This window comes from Stenotrophomonas sp. 3(2025) (assembly GCF_052665395.1).
In genome coordinates, this window is sequence record NZ_JBQOIF010000017.1 from 63,810 (window position 1) to 77,599 (window position 13,790).

The 13,790-nt window shown below is 66.5% G+C and carries 8 protein-coding genes; 4 read left to right on the top strand and 4 right to left on the bottom strand.

Going from position 1 to position 13,790, the window contains the following annotated elements; all coding sequences use genetic code 11:
* Window positions 1–63 precede the first annotated feature (63 nt).
* Together ACUXVE_RS13810 and ACUXVE_RS13815 are read left to right on the top strand one after the other, a co-directional pair.
* A complete protein-coding gene (locus ACUXVE_RS13810) occupies window positions 64–1,347 on the top strand; it encodes a putative DNA modification/repair radical SAM protein (RefSeq protein WP_445514602.1) in 1,284 nt (427 codons plus the stop codon).
* Window positions 1,328–2,827 carry a UdgX family uracil-DNA binding protein gene (locus ACUXVE_RS13815; protein ID WP_445514603.1) on the top strand — a complete coding sequence of 500 codons (1,500 nt, stop codon included), beginning with the start codon at window positions 1,328–1,330 and terminating at the stop codon, window positions 2,825–2,827. The genes ACUXVE_RS13810 and ACUXVE_RS13815 overlap by 20 nt, the downstream gene beginning before the upstream one ends.
* Window positions 2,828–2,860: 33 nt before the next feature.
* Here the strand turns inward: ACUXVE_RS13815 and maiA are convergent, their stop codons facing one another.
* Both maiA and ACUXVE_RS13825 read right to left on the bottom strand, forming a co-directional pair.
* Entirely contained in the window at window positions 2,861–3,529 is a 669-nt protein-coding gene (gene maiA / locus ACUXVE_RS13820; RefSeq protein WP_445514604.1) for a maleylacetoacetate isomerase, read from the bottom strand.
* Window positions 3,530–3,543: 14 nt separating this feature from the next.
* Window positions 3,544–4,533 carry a fumarylacetoacetate hydrolase family protein gene (locus tag ACUXVE_RS13825; protein WP_025878446.1) on the bottom strand — a complete coding sequence of 330 codons (990 nt, stop codon included), beginning with the start codon at window positions 4,531–4,533 and terminating at the stop codon, window positions 3,544–3,546.
* 980 nt (window positions 4,534–5,513) lie between these two features.
* Between ACUXVE_RS13825 and ACUXVE_RS13830 the strand changes: the two genes are divergently transcribed.
* Window positions 5,514–6,938: a DEAD/DEAH box helicase gene (locus ACUXVE_RS13830; RefSeq protein WP_117309453.1), complete on the top strand. Its 1,425-nt coding sequence runs from the start codon at window positions 5,514–5,516 to the stop codon at window positions 6,936–6,938.
* A gap of 530 nt (window positions 6,939–7,468) precedes the next feature.
* Here the strand turns inward: ACUXVE_RS13830 and ACUXVE_RS13835 are convergent.
* Together ACUXVE_RS13835 and ACUXVE_RS13840 are read right to left on the bottom strand one after the other, a co-directional pair.
* Entirely contained in the window at window positions 7,469–10,063 is a 2,595-nt protein-coding gene (locus tag ACUXVE_RS13835; RefSeq protein WP_445514605.1) for a M14 family zinc carboxypeptidase, read from the bottom strand.
* A 64-nt stretch (window positions 10,064–10,127) separates the two neighbouring features.
* Window positions 10,128–12,767 (bottom strand): TonB-dependent receptor, encoded by a 2,640-nt coding sequence (locus ACUXVE_RS13840; RefSeq protein WP_445514606.1) that lies wholly within the window; start codon window positions 12,765–12,767, stop codon window positions 10,128–10,130.
* A gap of 195 nt (window positions 12,768–12,962) precedes the next feature.
* Between ACUXVE_RS13840 and queD the strand changes: the two genes are divergently transcribed.
* Window positions 12,963–13,325: a 6-carboxytetrahydropterin synthase QueD gene (gene queD, locus ACUXVE_RS13845; protein WP_025878441.1), complete on the top strand. Its 363-nt coding sequence runs from the start codon at window positions 12,963–12,965 to the stop codon at window positions 13,323–13,325.
* The last annotated feature ends 465 nt before the right edge of the window (window positions 13,326–13,790 follow it).

Genomic DNA, 13,790 nt, shown 5'->3' on the forward strand with positions numbered 1-13,790 from the left:
GCAATCCTGAAGGGTTAAGGGGCGGTCTCATCCAATGAGACCCCTCGTGCGTAGGTTTCTTCAATGGAAACCATACGCAAGCTGGCCATCCTTGCAGATGCCGCAAAATACGATGCCTCCTGCGCCTCCAGTGGCGCGGGCAAGCGCGATTCGCGCGCCTCCGGCGGCATCGGCAGTACCGAGGGCATGGGCATCTGCCACAGCTACACGCCCGATGGCCGCTGCGTGTCGCTGCTGAAGATCCTGCTGACCAACTTCTGCGTGTACGACTGCGCCTATTGCGTGAACCGGGTGTCCAGCAACGTGCCGCGCGCGCGTTTCAGCGTGGACGAGGTGGTCACGCTCACCCTGGATTTCTACAAGCGCAATTACATCGAAGGGCTGTTTCTTTCCAGCGGCATCATCCGCAATGCGGACTACACGATGGAGCGCATGGTGGAGGTGGCACGTCGGCTGCGCGAGGAGCACCGATACGCCGGCTACATCCACCTGAAGACGATCCCCGAGGCATCGCCAGAACTTCTGGCCGCTGCGGGCCGTTACGCCGATCGCCTGTCGATCAACGTCGAACTGCCCACCGAGGCGGGCCTGGCCACCCTCGCACCGGAAAAGACCAGCACATCGATCCGCGGCGCGATGGGAGAACTGCGCTGGCGCATCGAAGAAGCCAAGGAGGCCCGCAAGGCGCCGGCAGTGATCGCACCGGCTTCCAGCCGCAGCACGCGCCCTCGCCCTCCCCGCTTTGCACCCGCCGGGCAGAGCACGCAGATGATCGTCGGCGCCGACGGTGCCAGCGACCAGCAGATCCTGACCAGTGCCGACAGCCTCTACGGCAACTACCGCATGCGCCGGGTGTACTACTCCGCCTTCAGCCCGATTCCCGATGCGAGCCGCAAGCTGCCGCTGCAACCACCTCCGCTGCAGCGCGAGCACCGCCTGTACCAGGCCGACTGGCTGCTGCGCTTCTACGGCTACGGCGTGGAGGAGATCACCGACACCACCCAGGGCGGCATGCTGGATCTGGACATCGATCCGAAGATGGCCTGGGCGATACGGCATCCGGAGCGCTTCCCGGTGGACCTGAACCTTGCGCCGAAGGAGCTGCTGCTGCGGGTGCCGGGCTTGGGAGTGCGCAACGTCAAGCGGGTGTTGATGGCGCGCCGCCACGGTCGCCTGCGGGTGGCCGACGTCGCCCGGCTGAAGGCGCCGATGAGCAAACTGCTGCCATTCGTGCAGCTGGCCGACCACCATCCGCGCAGTGCGCTGGATGATCCGGCGGCGCTGCGCGCGAAGCTGGCGCCACCACCCCGCCAGGGCTCGCTGTTCGATGCCGCGCCCGCGGCCTGAGCTGCAGCGCTGGTCGCTGCGCGTAGACCCGCCGTGGTCGCTGGATGCCTGGCGCGGTGCGGCGCGTGAGGCCTTGCTGCGCGGGGTGCTGCCGGAACAGCTGGACTGGATCACGGGCAGCGAAGCGTCGCTGCTGGACGCGCCGGCGGTGCAGCAGGCGCCACTGCCCGACGGCGCCACCGTCCCGAACGTGCCGCGCGACTTCGTCGAACTGGCCGCTACCTGTCTGTGCCATCGCGATCCGCAGCGCCTGCCGCTGCTGTACCGCCTGCTGTGGCGCATCGCGCATGGCGAACGCACGGTACTGTCCAATCCGGCCGACGCCGATGTGCTGCGGTTGATGGCGCTGGCACAGGCGGTGCGCCGCGACACGCACAAGATGAAGGCCTTCGTGCGCTTCCGGGAGGTGCCCGGCGAGACCGACGCGTTCATCGCCTGGTTCGAGCCCGATCACAACATCGTCGACCGGGTCGCCCCGTTTTTCGCCCGCCGTTTTGCCGGCATGCGCTGGGCGATCCTGACCCCCGCGCGCAGTGTCCGCTGGGATGGCAGCGCGCTCTCGTTCGGTGAGGGCGGCAACCGCCGCGATGCACCCGCCGAAGACGCCCGTGAGACGCTGTGGCAGACCTATTACGCCAGCATCTTCAATCCGGCCCGGCTCAACACGCGGATGATGCAGCAGGAAATGCCCGCCCGTTACTGGAAGCATCTTCCCGAAGCGCACCTGTTGCCGGGTCTTGTGCGCGACGCAGCCGGCCGCGTGCAGGAGATGCATGATCGACCGGCACAGGCACCGCAGCGACGTATTCCCGCACGGCCGAATGATGCAACCGATGCCGCTGCGGACAATGGCAGCCTGCAGGCGTTGCGCCAGCAGGCTGCCGTCTGTCGGCAGTGCCCGCTGTGGGAAGCGTCGACCCAGACCGTGTTCGGCGACGGTCGTGCCGATGCACGCATCATGCTGGTGGGCGAACAGCCCGGTGATGTCGAGGACCTGAGTGGTCGCCCCTTCGCCGGGCCGGCGGGCAAGCTGCTGGACCGTGCGCTGCAGGAGCTGGGCATCGAACGCAGCGCCCTGTACCTGACCAACGCGGTGAAGCACTTCCATCACGAGCGGCGAGGCAAGGTGCGCCTGCATAAGCGCCCTGAGAGCCGCCATGTGCATGCCTGCCGGCCGTGGCTGCAGGGCGAGATCGCACGGGTGAAGCCGCAGGTGATCGTCTGTCTCGGCGCCACGGCGGCCTCGTCCGTATTCGGTCGCGACTTCAACCTGACGCGCGACCGTGGCCGCTGGCTCACGCTCGAGGATGGCACCCGCGGGTACGCCACCGTGCATCCGGCCTGGGTACTGCGGCAGAAGGAGGAGACGCGGCGCGAGGACGCCTACCGGCTGTTCCGCGACGACCTGCGGCAACTGCTGGCGGCCGATTCCGCGCCCACCGGGCATGGCCCGGCGCTACCGCGCGCCGGAGACCGGTAGCGCCGGGCCATGCCCGGCGAGCACAGCGCGACGTCAGGCGGCGTCGATCTGGTTTTCGGGGCGTGCAGCGATGAAGGCATCCAGCTGCTGGCAGGCCGCTTCAATGCGGCGCAGTGTGGGGTATGCCGCCAGGTCCAGGCCGAAGCGATGGGCGTTGTACAGCTGCGGCAACAGGCAGATGTCGGCCAGACCCGGGCGGTCACCGTGGCAGAACGTGCCGGTGTCAGCACTGTCGGCCAGCATCGTTTCCATCGCCGCGAAGCCCTCGGCCATCCAGTGCAGGGTCCACTGCGTGCGTGCCTCGGCGGGCAGCTGCAGATCGCGCTCGAGGTACTGCATCACCCGCAGGTTGTTGATCGGGTGGATGTCGCAGGCTACCAGCTGCGCCAGCGCCCGCACCCGTGCGCGGCCAGCGGCATCGGCCGGCAGCAACGGCACCTGCGGGAACCGCTCTTCCAGATACTCCAGGATCGCCAGCGACTGGGTCAGCACGTTACCTTCATGCAGCAGCGTGGGCACCAGCTGCTGCGGGTTGAGCCCGCGATAGGCGTCATGGTGCTGCTCGCCACCCTCGCGGACCAGATGCACCGGTCGTGCTTCAAAAGCCAGGCTTTTCAAGGCCAGGCCGATGCGCACGCGATAGGCGGCGCTGGATCGCCAGTAGGTGTACAGCACGATGCCGTCGTCGACCGGAATCTCCATCGCCGCCTCCATGCTCAGGGCTTGGCCGCCTGTTCGATGCGCTGCTCGATCGCACCGAAGATGCTGTTGCCGGCGGCATCGAGCATCTCGATGCGCACCACGTCGCCGAAGGACATGAACGGCGTGCTCGGCTTGCCGTCGCGCAGGGTTTCCACCACGCGCTGTTCGGCGAAGCACGAAGCACCCTTGCTGGTGTCCTCGTTGGCGATGGTGCCCGAGCCGACAATGGTGCCGGCACTGAGCGGGCGCGTCTTGGCCGCGTGCGCGACCAGCTGGGCGAAGTTGAACTGCATGTCGACACCCGCTTCCGGTGCACCGAACCACGTCCCGTTGATATGGGTCAGCAGCGGCAGGTGCACCTTGCTGTCCTGCCAGGCAGCACCCAGTTCGTCGGGAGTGACGAACACCGGCGACAACGCGGAGCGCGGCTTGGACTGCAGGAAGCCGAAGCCCTTGGCCAGTTCGCCCGGGATCAGGTTGCGCAGCGAGACGTCGTTGACCAGGCCGATCAGCTGGATGTGGCCGGCGGCCTGCTCCGGGGTGGCGGCCATCGGCACGTCGTCGGTGATCACCACGATCTCTGCTTCCAGGTCGATGCCGTAGTCCTCGCTGACCACCTTGACCGCATCGCGCGGGCCATGGAAACCGGCGCTGGTGGCCTGGTACATCAGCGGATCACTGTAGAAGCTCTCCGGCACCTCGGCGCCACGGGCGCGGCGTACGCGCTCGACGTGCGGCAGGTAGGCGCTGCCATCAACGAATTCATAGGCGCGCGGCATCGGCGCGGCCAGGGCCTGCGGGTCCAGGTCGAACACGCCATCGGCGTCGCCGGCATTGAGCGACTCATACAGCGCATTCAGACGCGGGGCCAGATGGCTCCAGTCCTCCAGGGCCAACTGCAGGGTGGCGGCGATGCCGGTGGCGCGCACGCCGTGGCGCAGGTCACGCGAGACAACGATCAGGGTGCCGTCGCGGCCGCCTTCCTTCAAGGAACCAAGCTTCATGGTGGGTGTCCGGAGTCGTGGGCAAACAAGTTTCAAGTGTAATCAAATATGCAGCATAGCCAAGCTGCAGCGCGGCATCGCCTCACCCTACCGCAGGAGGGGGGCGGCAGGGTTGCACCCTGCACCGGCTTCAAGCCGGAGCAACGGCCAAGGCCAAGACAACCGCGAAAGCAACTGCAACAGCCGGCTCTGGGTTTTCGGTGGGTTGGGCGGGGCGGTATGGGGCTGCAGGACACGCCGTAAACCCATCCATGGGGGCTCGATGGCGCCATCCATGGCGCCAACGGTCCTGCAGCCCCATACCGCCCCGCCCTCGACAGTTTCCCGATGACGGTGGTAGATCCACGCCGTGCGTGGATGAATTTCCAACGAAATCGAATATTTCGACAATTGAACGAAGAGCATCCACGCATGGCGTGGATCTACCGTGTCGACCAAGGTGACACCCACCAGGAGCAGGCCATGCCATTCCGACAGATCGCGGAAAACTGTCGAAGGCGGGGTGGGTCCGGTTGCGGGGGCGTGAGCCGCATGGATGCGGCGACCGAGCTTACATGGACGTACTTGCAGCGGCCCCCGCAACCGGACCCACCCCGCCATCCCACGGATAGCCCGCTTCTGCTGTTGCTGTTGAGGTTGCCGGCCAGCGGCCGGCACTACCGCTTCGGCGGGTGCAGGGCGCAGCCCTGCCGAACCCCCAACCTGAACAGCCTGTTTTGCGTCAGGTCTCATCCTTCCGCTAGACTATGCGGGTCTGCAGCGGCCGTCCGTTTCCCTCCGGGATCGCCGGCGACCGGGGTTCGCCCCATCGCCCGCCCCCACTCCGACGCCGTTCGTCACGCATTCCAGCCTGCGCTTCGCGTTGGCTGCACCCAATTCTCGCAGCGCGGTTCACGGGAACGCTCCGAGTCAGCCGATCAGTTTGATCTGCCCCCGTCTGTCCGTTCGGACAGGCGTTAACTGTACTTGGAGCAATCTCGATGTCTTTTGAATCCCTGGGCCTTGCGCCCTTCCTGCTGCGTGCGCTCGCCGAGCAGGGCTACGAAACCCCTACCCCGATCCAGCAGCAGGCGATCCCGCTGGTGCTGGCCGGTCGCGACCTGCTGGCCGGCGCACAGACCGGCACCGGCAAGACCGCCGCGTTCGGCCTGCCGCTGCTGCAGCACCTGGGCACCGCTTCGCAGGAAGTGCGCACCGGCCCGCGCAAGCCGCGCGCGCTGATCCTGGCACCGACCCGCGAACTGGCCACCCAGGTGCATGACAGCCTGCGCGGTTACAGCAAGTACCTGCGCATCCCCAGCGCCTGCATCTACGGCGGTGTCGGCATGGGCAACCAGCTGGACATCCTGCGTCGCGGCGTGGACCTGCTGGTGGCCTGCCCGGGCCGCCTGATCGACCACCTGGAGCGTCGCAGCATCGACCTGTCCGGCATTGAACTGCTGGTGCTGGACGAAGCCGACCGCATGCTCGACATGGGCTTCCTGCCCTCGATCAAGCGCATCCTGGCCAAGCTGCCCAAGCAGAACCGCCAGACCCTGCTGTTCTCGGCCACCTTCGAGGACAACATCCGCCAGTTGGCGCTGGAGTTCATGCGCAACCCGGAACAGATCCAGGTCACGCCGAAGAACACCGTCGCCGAGACCATCACCCACAAGGTGCATCCGGTCGATGGCAGCCGCAAGCGCGACCTGCTGCTGCACCTGCTGGCGCAGGACAGCCGCGAGCAGACCCTGGTGTTTGCCCGCACCAAGCACGGTAGCGACAAGCTGGCCGCGTTCCTGGAAAAGTCCGGCATCAAGACCGCGGCGATCCACGGCAACAAGAGCCAAGGCCAGCGCCTGCGTGCGCTCGGCGACTTCAAGGCCGGCCGTGTCACCGTGCTGGTGGCCACCGATATCGCCGCGCGCGGCATCGACATCAACGAGCTGCCGAAGGTGATCAACTTCGATCTGCCGATGGTGGCCGAAGACTACGTGCACCGCATTGGCCGTACCGGCCGCAACGGTGCGACCGGTGAAGCGATTTCGCTGGTGGCGCAGGATGAAGTGAAGCTGCTGCGCGCGATCGTGCGCCTGCTCGGCCGCGACATGGACATCCGCGATGTGCCGGGCTTCGAGCTGCAGACGCCGATCCGCTGGGGCAACAGTGCGCCGGGCAAGGCCGAGGCCGATACCGGCGAGCGCGTGCCGCGCAAGACCCACGCGCGCCGTCCGCACGGCGATGCGCCGCGTCATGCCCATGCAGGCCCGAAGAAGGCCGGCGGTGGCCGCCGCGAGGGCGCGGGCAACGGCCAGCAGCGCGCAGGCGCAGGTGCCGGTCAGGGCCAGCGTCGTGGCGGTGCCGGTAATTCCGGTGGCGGCCGTGGTCGCGGCCAGGGCGGCAACGGCGGCGGTCGCGCTGGCTGATTGCTGCTGACATGGATGGCGCTTCCCGCTGCGCGGGGGGCTATCGAGGGACGGCGCTGACGCGCCGTCCTTTTTTGTTGCTGGCTACCGGGTGATAAAGCAGGCGGTGGCAGTACCGAGGGCGGATGGGCATGGGGGCAGCGCAGAACCGTTGGCGCCATGGATGGCGCCATCGAGCTTACATGGACGTATTTACAGCGTGTTCTGCGCTGCCCCCATGCCCATCCGCTTCAAGCATTGCCTGCGCCTTCTTCTCCCGCCGGGTAGCCGGGAGAAGAAAGATCAAATTCAAATTCAAATTCAAATTCAAAGGCAAACGCCGAAGCCGCAATTCCTGCTTTTGCCCTTGCCCCCGCCTTGGGTTTGATGCGTCCGCGCCTGGAGGAAACTGTCTGGGGAGGACGGATAGGCCGCGCAGGACCGCAGGCGCCATGGATGGCGCCTACGAGCCTACAGGGACGTACTTGCGGCGTGTCCTGCGCGGCCTATCCGTCCTCCCAACCCACATGGTAATGAAGGCGCCAAACGCCTCAACCCCGCGCTTTACTCGGATTCACCAGATTCCCGAAGAAGATCGCGTTGATCAGCATCCGATCAGTGCCATGCCAGTACTTGCGATGCGCCGGATCATCAGCAAACAGGATCACGTTGCCCTGCCCCTGCGCTGACACCAGCAGCCATGCACTGCCGGCCACGCGGCTGCGGTTGCGCTCGGACAGATACCCGTTCACCCGAGGTGTGTCGTCGATCCGCACCACCGTGGAAAACCCGTTCGCGCTCGGCTGCAGGATGACCGTGTTCTCCTTGTTGATCGCCAGTTGCCGGCGCGGCACGCCGAACGCCAAAGGATGACTGAGGTCGACGTCGGCGCTGAGGATGTTGCCGCTGACGCGCTCGATCGCGGCGATATCGCGCTGGTCACCGAAGGCGCGGCGCGCGGTGTCTGTTGCTTCCTCGTCCTTGCCCAGCTTCTCGCCGTCGGCAAGTTTCTGTTCGATCGCCCACTTCGACGCGCTGCCATAGGTGACCAGTGACCCGCCGGCCTGGATCCAGCGCTTCAATGCCGCTACCGCGGCCGCGTCGATGCCGGCATAGGTGCCGCCGGACAGCACGATCGTGGTGTAGCGGTCCAGAGATGCCTTGCCCAGCTGCTGCGGGTCCAGCTTGCTGGCCGGCAGGCGCAGCTGCTGGTCGAGCAGGAACCAGGCCGAACCGATTTCGGTGGCTGCCACGCCCTCGCCCATCACCAGCGCGACGGCGGGCTTGCGCAGTGCCTTGACGCCGTCACTGCCAAGGTCGATGCCATCGCGGCTGCGACCGCTGGCCAGCGCATGCACCTGCACACCGGCGACCCGCGCGGCGGCGGCGACCGCCTCCTGCAACGCCGCACCCTGCAGCGGCTGCCCGGACACCGGTACCACGATGCTGCCCCCGGCAAAGGCCACCTCACCTTGTGCGGTGGCCGCGGTGAACGGCTGGAAGGTGGCACGCGTGGACAAGCCCTTGGCCTGCAGGGCGGCCAGTGCGCGGCCCGCGTTGTAGTCGCGCCAGTCGATCACGTAGGCGAAGCCCGCTTCACCGCCGGTCAGCCCGCCCTGCACTGCGGGAACCTCGACCACGCGGGCGCCGCCATCGATGCGGCTGCGGCTGCCGGCAAAGGCCACGCCGTAGGCCGGGGCGATCGCGTAGCTGGTGCTGCCGTAGAACACGTCGCCCTTGATCGGCGGGGTCTCGGCGAAGATCGAATGGACCAGGCGGAACTGCGCCTGCTGCACCGGCACCACGTAGGCGCTGCCCGCTTCGAAACGCTGGCCATCTACGCTGACAGCGCGGTCCAGTGCATGCACTTCAATCCTGTGCAGCAACAGCAGTTCCAGCAGGCGTCGGGTCAATGCCGGATCATGCGCGTCGCCGAACACGAAGCTCTTCACCGGCTGTTGTGCGGCCTGCTTCAGCGCGCTCTGGAAGAAACGCTTCTGCAGATCGAACAGCGCGCTGCGCTCGGTCACCGCACCGCGCACCGTGCCCAACCCGGTGGCAACCTGGTTGCGGATGGTGAACGGGAACGTCAGCAGGCCATTCACCGATTCCTGCACGCGACCGCGCGAGCTGGCCTGCTCCACCGTGACGCCGACCGCGCCGTGGAAATCCGGATAGGTCGAGCCGTACACGGGCGAGAAATTGTCGAAGTTCTCACCGGTGTAGTACAGCGAACCCAGCGCATCGAGCGCCTGGGCGTGGTACTTGGCCAGGGTCTTGTTGAACTCGTACGACGCTGCCGGGATCAACGGGCTATGCATGCTCTTCGGCGATGGCTCGAAGTAGTACGTGCTGTCCTTGCCCATTTCGTGGAAGTCGATCTGCACGTTCGGGTACCACTGGTGGAACTGCGCCACCTTCGGCCGCGAATCCTGCTGTGTCAGTGCCAGCCAATCGCGGTTGAGATCGGTGAAGTAGTGGTTGGTACGGCCCTGCGGGAACGGTTCGACGTGTTCCTTGTCGGCCGGATCGGCCGAGGCCGGATCGGACGTCCAGGCGTTGTGCCAGTTGGCGGCGCGATCGCGGCCGTCGGGATTCTGCGCCGGGTCGAACAGCACCACTGCCTGCTGCAGCCACTGCTGCGTTTCCGCGCTGCGGTTGGCCACCAGGTAGTAGGCGGTCAGCATCGCCGCTTCGCCGCTGGAAGTCTCGTTGCCGTGCACGCTGTAGCCCAGCCACACCACCACCGGGCTGTCACCGGCAGCGCTGCGCGGCTGCGCCGGGTCGGCCAGGGTCGCGTGCTGCTGGCGGATCTGTTCCAGCCGCGCGTGGTTGCCTGCAGCAGTGACCGTGGCGATCAGCAGCGGTCGGCCCTCATAGCTGCGGCCGATCTCGCGCACGCTGATCTTGTCCGAGTGCTTGGCCAGCTCCTGGAAGTAAGCCACCAGCTGGTCATGGCGGGTGTAGCGGCTGCCGATCGGATAGCCGAGGAACTGCTCCGGCGTGGGAATGGCGGTATCGAATGCCGCGGCATCGGTGGTCTGCGGGAAGAAATAGGCGCTCTGCGCATGTACCGCAGGCGGCAACAATACGGCGGTGGCGACGGCGAGCAACAACGGGAAAACGGCACGGCGGTGGAAGGACACGGTGACTCCCCTGGAACATGGCAACACGGCCGGCCACACAGGGTGGCCGGCCGCGGCGGGTGGATCAGAAGCGGTAGTCGAAGCCCAGCGTGAAGTAGCGGCCACGCAGGTCGTACTGGCTGAAGTCGTACGGCGCGCGGATGCCCGGGAACGAGGCGTCGTACGGCGGCGTCTTGTCACCCAGGTTCTGCACCTTGGCGTACACGGTCAGGTTGTCGATGCCGGTGTAGCCCAGGTAGAGATCGAACTGGTTGTAGGCGTCGACGCGGCTCTGCACCGCAGCGGCAGCGGTGCTGGCCTTCTGGTCGTAGCCACTGGTGTAGTACCAGGTCACCGCGGCGGTGTAGTCGCTGTACTTCCAGTCCAGGGTGGTGGTGGCCTTGTTCTTCGGCAGGGTGGCGCCGAGATTGCTGCCGGCATAGTCCACCAGCGGGCCGCCGACCACGGTCGGGCGCCGGTAGTCGCGAACGTGGGTGTAGGCCGAGGTCACGGTGAAGTCACCGAAGGCCGTGGTCGGGATGCGCTGGCGCAGCTCGACGTCGATGCCCGAAGTCTTCAGCTCGCTCAGGTTCTGGTAGCGGTTGTAGACCGCCTGCAGCTTGCCGCGCTCATCGCGCTGCACGGCACCGGCGACGTTGTCGTTGACCAGGGTCTGGGTGTTGTTGGTACCGACCAGGTTGTCCAGCTGGATACGGTAGTAGTCGATGCTCAGGTTGGTGTTCGCCCACGGCGACAGCACCACGCCGAAGTTCACGCTCTTGGTGCGCTCCGGCTTCAGGTCGCTGTTGCCGACGGTGAAGAAGGTCGGGTTCTGCCGCGAGCCCGGCACGTCCGGATCACGCGGGTCGACCACGCTGCCATAGGCGATGCTGGTGCTGTTGGAGTTCTCCGACAGCGACGGGGCGCGGAAGCCCTTCGACGCGGAGGCACGCACCAGCAGGAAATCCAGCGGCTGCCAGCGCAGGCCGAGCTTGGGCGAGAACGCGTCGCCGAAATCGTCGTAATGATCGGCGCGGGCGGCGGCGGACAGTTCCAGGGTCGAGGCCAGCGGCACGTTGACCTCGGCGTAGGCGGCGCTGACCTTGCGCTCGCCATGCACTTCGGCGATTGCCGGGCGCACCTGCAGGCCGGCATCGATCTGCCACGGGTTGTTCGAATCGAGCTTCTCGCGGCGCCATTCGGCACCGGCGGCGAACCCGATGTCGCCGGCCCAGGTGTGGCCGAGACTGCCGGAGATCTTCGCATCGATGCCCTGCAGCACCGACTCGGCCGGACGCAGGGTGGCGATGTTGATCGAATCGCGCACCGACTGCGGCGTCGCGGCCGGGTTCAGCAGGTTGTAGCTGCCGGTGGCCAGTGCATTGGCCAGTGCCCAGCGGTTGGCGAAGCCGCCGGAGACGGTTTCGCGCTCGCTGCTACGCGCGCCGAACGCGGCCACTTCCCAGTCCCACTTCTCGGTGTTGCCACGCAGCCCGAACACACCGCGATAGGCGGTGGACCGGTTGGTCTTGATGGTGCCGCCGAGGTCGAAGAAGGTGTATTCGATCGGGATCGCGCGGCCGTACGGGTTGTACGGGTTGCTGGCCGGCAGGTTGGACGACACCGGCTCGGCCAGGCCGGTCTGCGCGTTCAGTGCGAAGCGACCGCTTTCCAGGGTGAAGAACGGGCTGCTGCCGAACCAGGCAGCACTCTTGATCTGGCTGTACAGCACTTCGCCGAACGCTTCGACGTTGTCGCCGAGGCGGAACGTGCCGTTGGCGTAGGCCTGGTAGCGCTTGGTGGAGGGAATCAGGGTGGTGTACGGGGCCTGGTTGAAGCCGCAGGTATCACCGGCCAGGCCGTCGATCGGCGCGCTGGCCACGCGGGTGGTGCCGGTGGGGCAGTTGCCGTTGGCATCGAGCATCGGCACGGAGGTGCCATTGACCAGATAGCGTGCCCCCTTGGCCGACCAGCCGTTCCAGCGGCCGCCGGGCTGGTCGCTGTAGATGCCGCTCTTGGTCAGGTTGCGCTCGTCCTGGTCCAGTCGCTCGCGGTTGTAGCCCTGCAGGCTGAAGAGGATGTTGTAGCCGTCCTTGTCGATGTCGCCCAGGCCACCGACGAACTTCAGGTTCTGCTCGTGCAGGCCGCCCTGGTCGGCGCCGCCGAAGCTGCCGCCGATCTCGGCACCTTCGAAATTCTGCCGGGTGATGATGTTGACCACGCCGGCCACCGCATCGCTGCCATACACCGCCGATGCACCGTCCTTGAGCACTTCGATGCGTTCGACCGCCACCAGCGGCAGCGCGTTGAGATCGACGAAGGTGTCCGACAGGCCGCCGGCCGGGAAGCCGTAGTTGGCCAGGCGGCGGCCGTTGAGCAGCACCAGCGTGTTCTTCTGCGAAAGACCGCGCAGGCCGATGCCGGCCGAGCCCGAGGCCCAACCGTTGTTGGTGGTCTCGTTGCTGGCATTGCCGGTGTTGGCCGAGATCGAGCGCAGCACATCGGCCACGGTGGCCTTGCCGGTCTGTTCCAGCTGCTGGCGGCCGATCACCTGCACCGGGTTGGAGGCTTCGGTATCGGCGCGTTTGATGTTGGAACCGGTGACGCGCACGGCAGCCAGGGTGCTGGCTTCGCCGCCGGCGTCGGCGGGGGTTTCGGCGGCGGCAGACAAAGGCGCGGCCAGAGCGACGGCCAGGGCCGCCACGAGCAGGGTGTGCTGGGGCATGACGATGTGGGGGAGGTAGTGGAAGGACGAGGCAAGTTCCGCAGTAATCCATGCCCGGCCGGGGTGCGGCCAATAACATCTCTTCATACGGATATAAGAGAAACTATCATCTCTTCATCCGGATGAAAAGAATTTCTTCACAGGAGAGAAACGCAAAGCCGGGCTGATCGGCCGCCCGCGGCGTACAATCGCGCCATGGAAATCTTCAAAGTCTTCATGCTCGAGGCGGCGCACCGCCTCCCCAACGTGCCGCCGGGGCACAAGTGCGCGCGCCTGCACGGCCACTCCTTCCGGGTGGAACTGAAGGTCGAGGGCGAGCCGGGCGCGCAGACCGGCTGGATCATGGATTTCGGTGACGTGAAGGCGGCTTTCCAGCCGATCTACGACCGCCTGGACCACCATTACCTCAATGACATCCCCGGCCTGGAGAACCCGACCAGCGAAAACCTGGCCGTGTGGATCTGGAACGAGCTCAAGCCCACCCTGCCGGCATTGAGCGAGATCACCGTGCACGAAACCTGCACCTCGGGCTGCCGTTACCGCGGCCCTGCCGCCTGACAACCCATTGATCTGAAAGGCCTCAAGGCGCCAGAGATGGCGCCTTCGTGATTTTTGTTGCATTGCCGCATGATCGGCGTATGCTGCATTGCATCAATACAAATGCACGGCGGATGCGACTGGCAGGGAACAGCCACTGGCGCGACGCCCACGCTCATTGCATGGGTCCCTCCCCCCATGCAATCCGGACCCGGCAGATCCCTCCCTCTGCCGGGTCTTTTTTTGCCTGGCGCCTGGATTCTCGAGCGCGTCTTCGTCCGGGCCTCTGTGATCTGAAGGGCCCCGTCGGGGCAGGTAGGGGCCTGGGCAAATGTCCCCCGGCGCCGGCCGTTGGCCGCCACCTCCTCCTTTACTTTGCCCAGACCCCTACCCGCCCCGACGAGGCTCGGCTTGCGGCACCAGGCGCGCAGATGCAGCGCTCGCGACGGCCCTTCAATGAGACGCCGACGAGCTCCGGACGCAGGG

Coding starts and splice junctions, on each gene's coding strand:
- maiA (WP_445514604.1), bottom strand. CDS start 3,529: ATGGAGATTCCGGTCGACGACGGCATCGTGCTGTACACCTACTGGCGA.
- ACUXVE_RS13830 (WP_117309453.1), top strand. CDS start 5,514: ATGTCTTTTGAATCCCTGGGCCTTGCGCCCTTCCTGCTGCGTGCGCTC.
- queD (WP_025878441.1), top strand. CDS start 12,963: ATGGAAATCTTCAAAGTCTTCATGCTCGAGGCGGCGCACCGCCTCCCC.
- ACUXVE_RS13815 (WP_445514603.1), top strand. CDS start 1,328: ATGCCGCGCCCGCGGCCTGAGCTGCAGCGCTGGTCGCTGCGCGTAGAC.
- ACUXVE_RS13810 (WP_445514602.1), top strand. CDS start 64: ATGGAAACCATACGCAAGCTGGCCATCCTTGCAGATGCCGCAAAATAC.
- ACUXVE_RS13840 (WP_445514606.1), bottom strand. CDS start 12,767: ATGCCCCAGCACACCCTGCTCGTGGCGGCCCTGGCCGTCGCTCTGGCC.
- ACUXVE_RS13825 (WP_025878446.1), bottom strand. CDS start 4,533: ATGAAGCTTGGTTCCTTGAAGGAAGGCGGCCGCGACGGCACCCTGATC.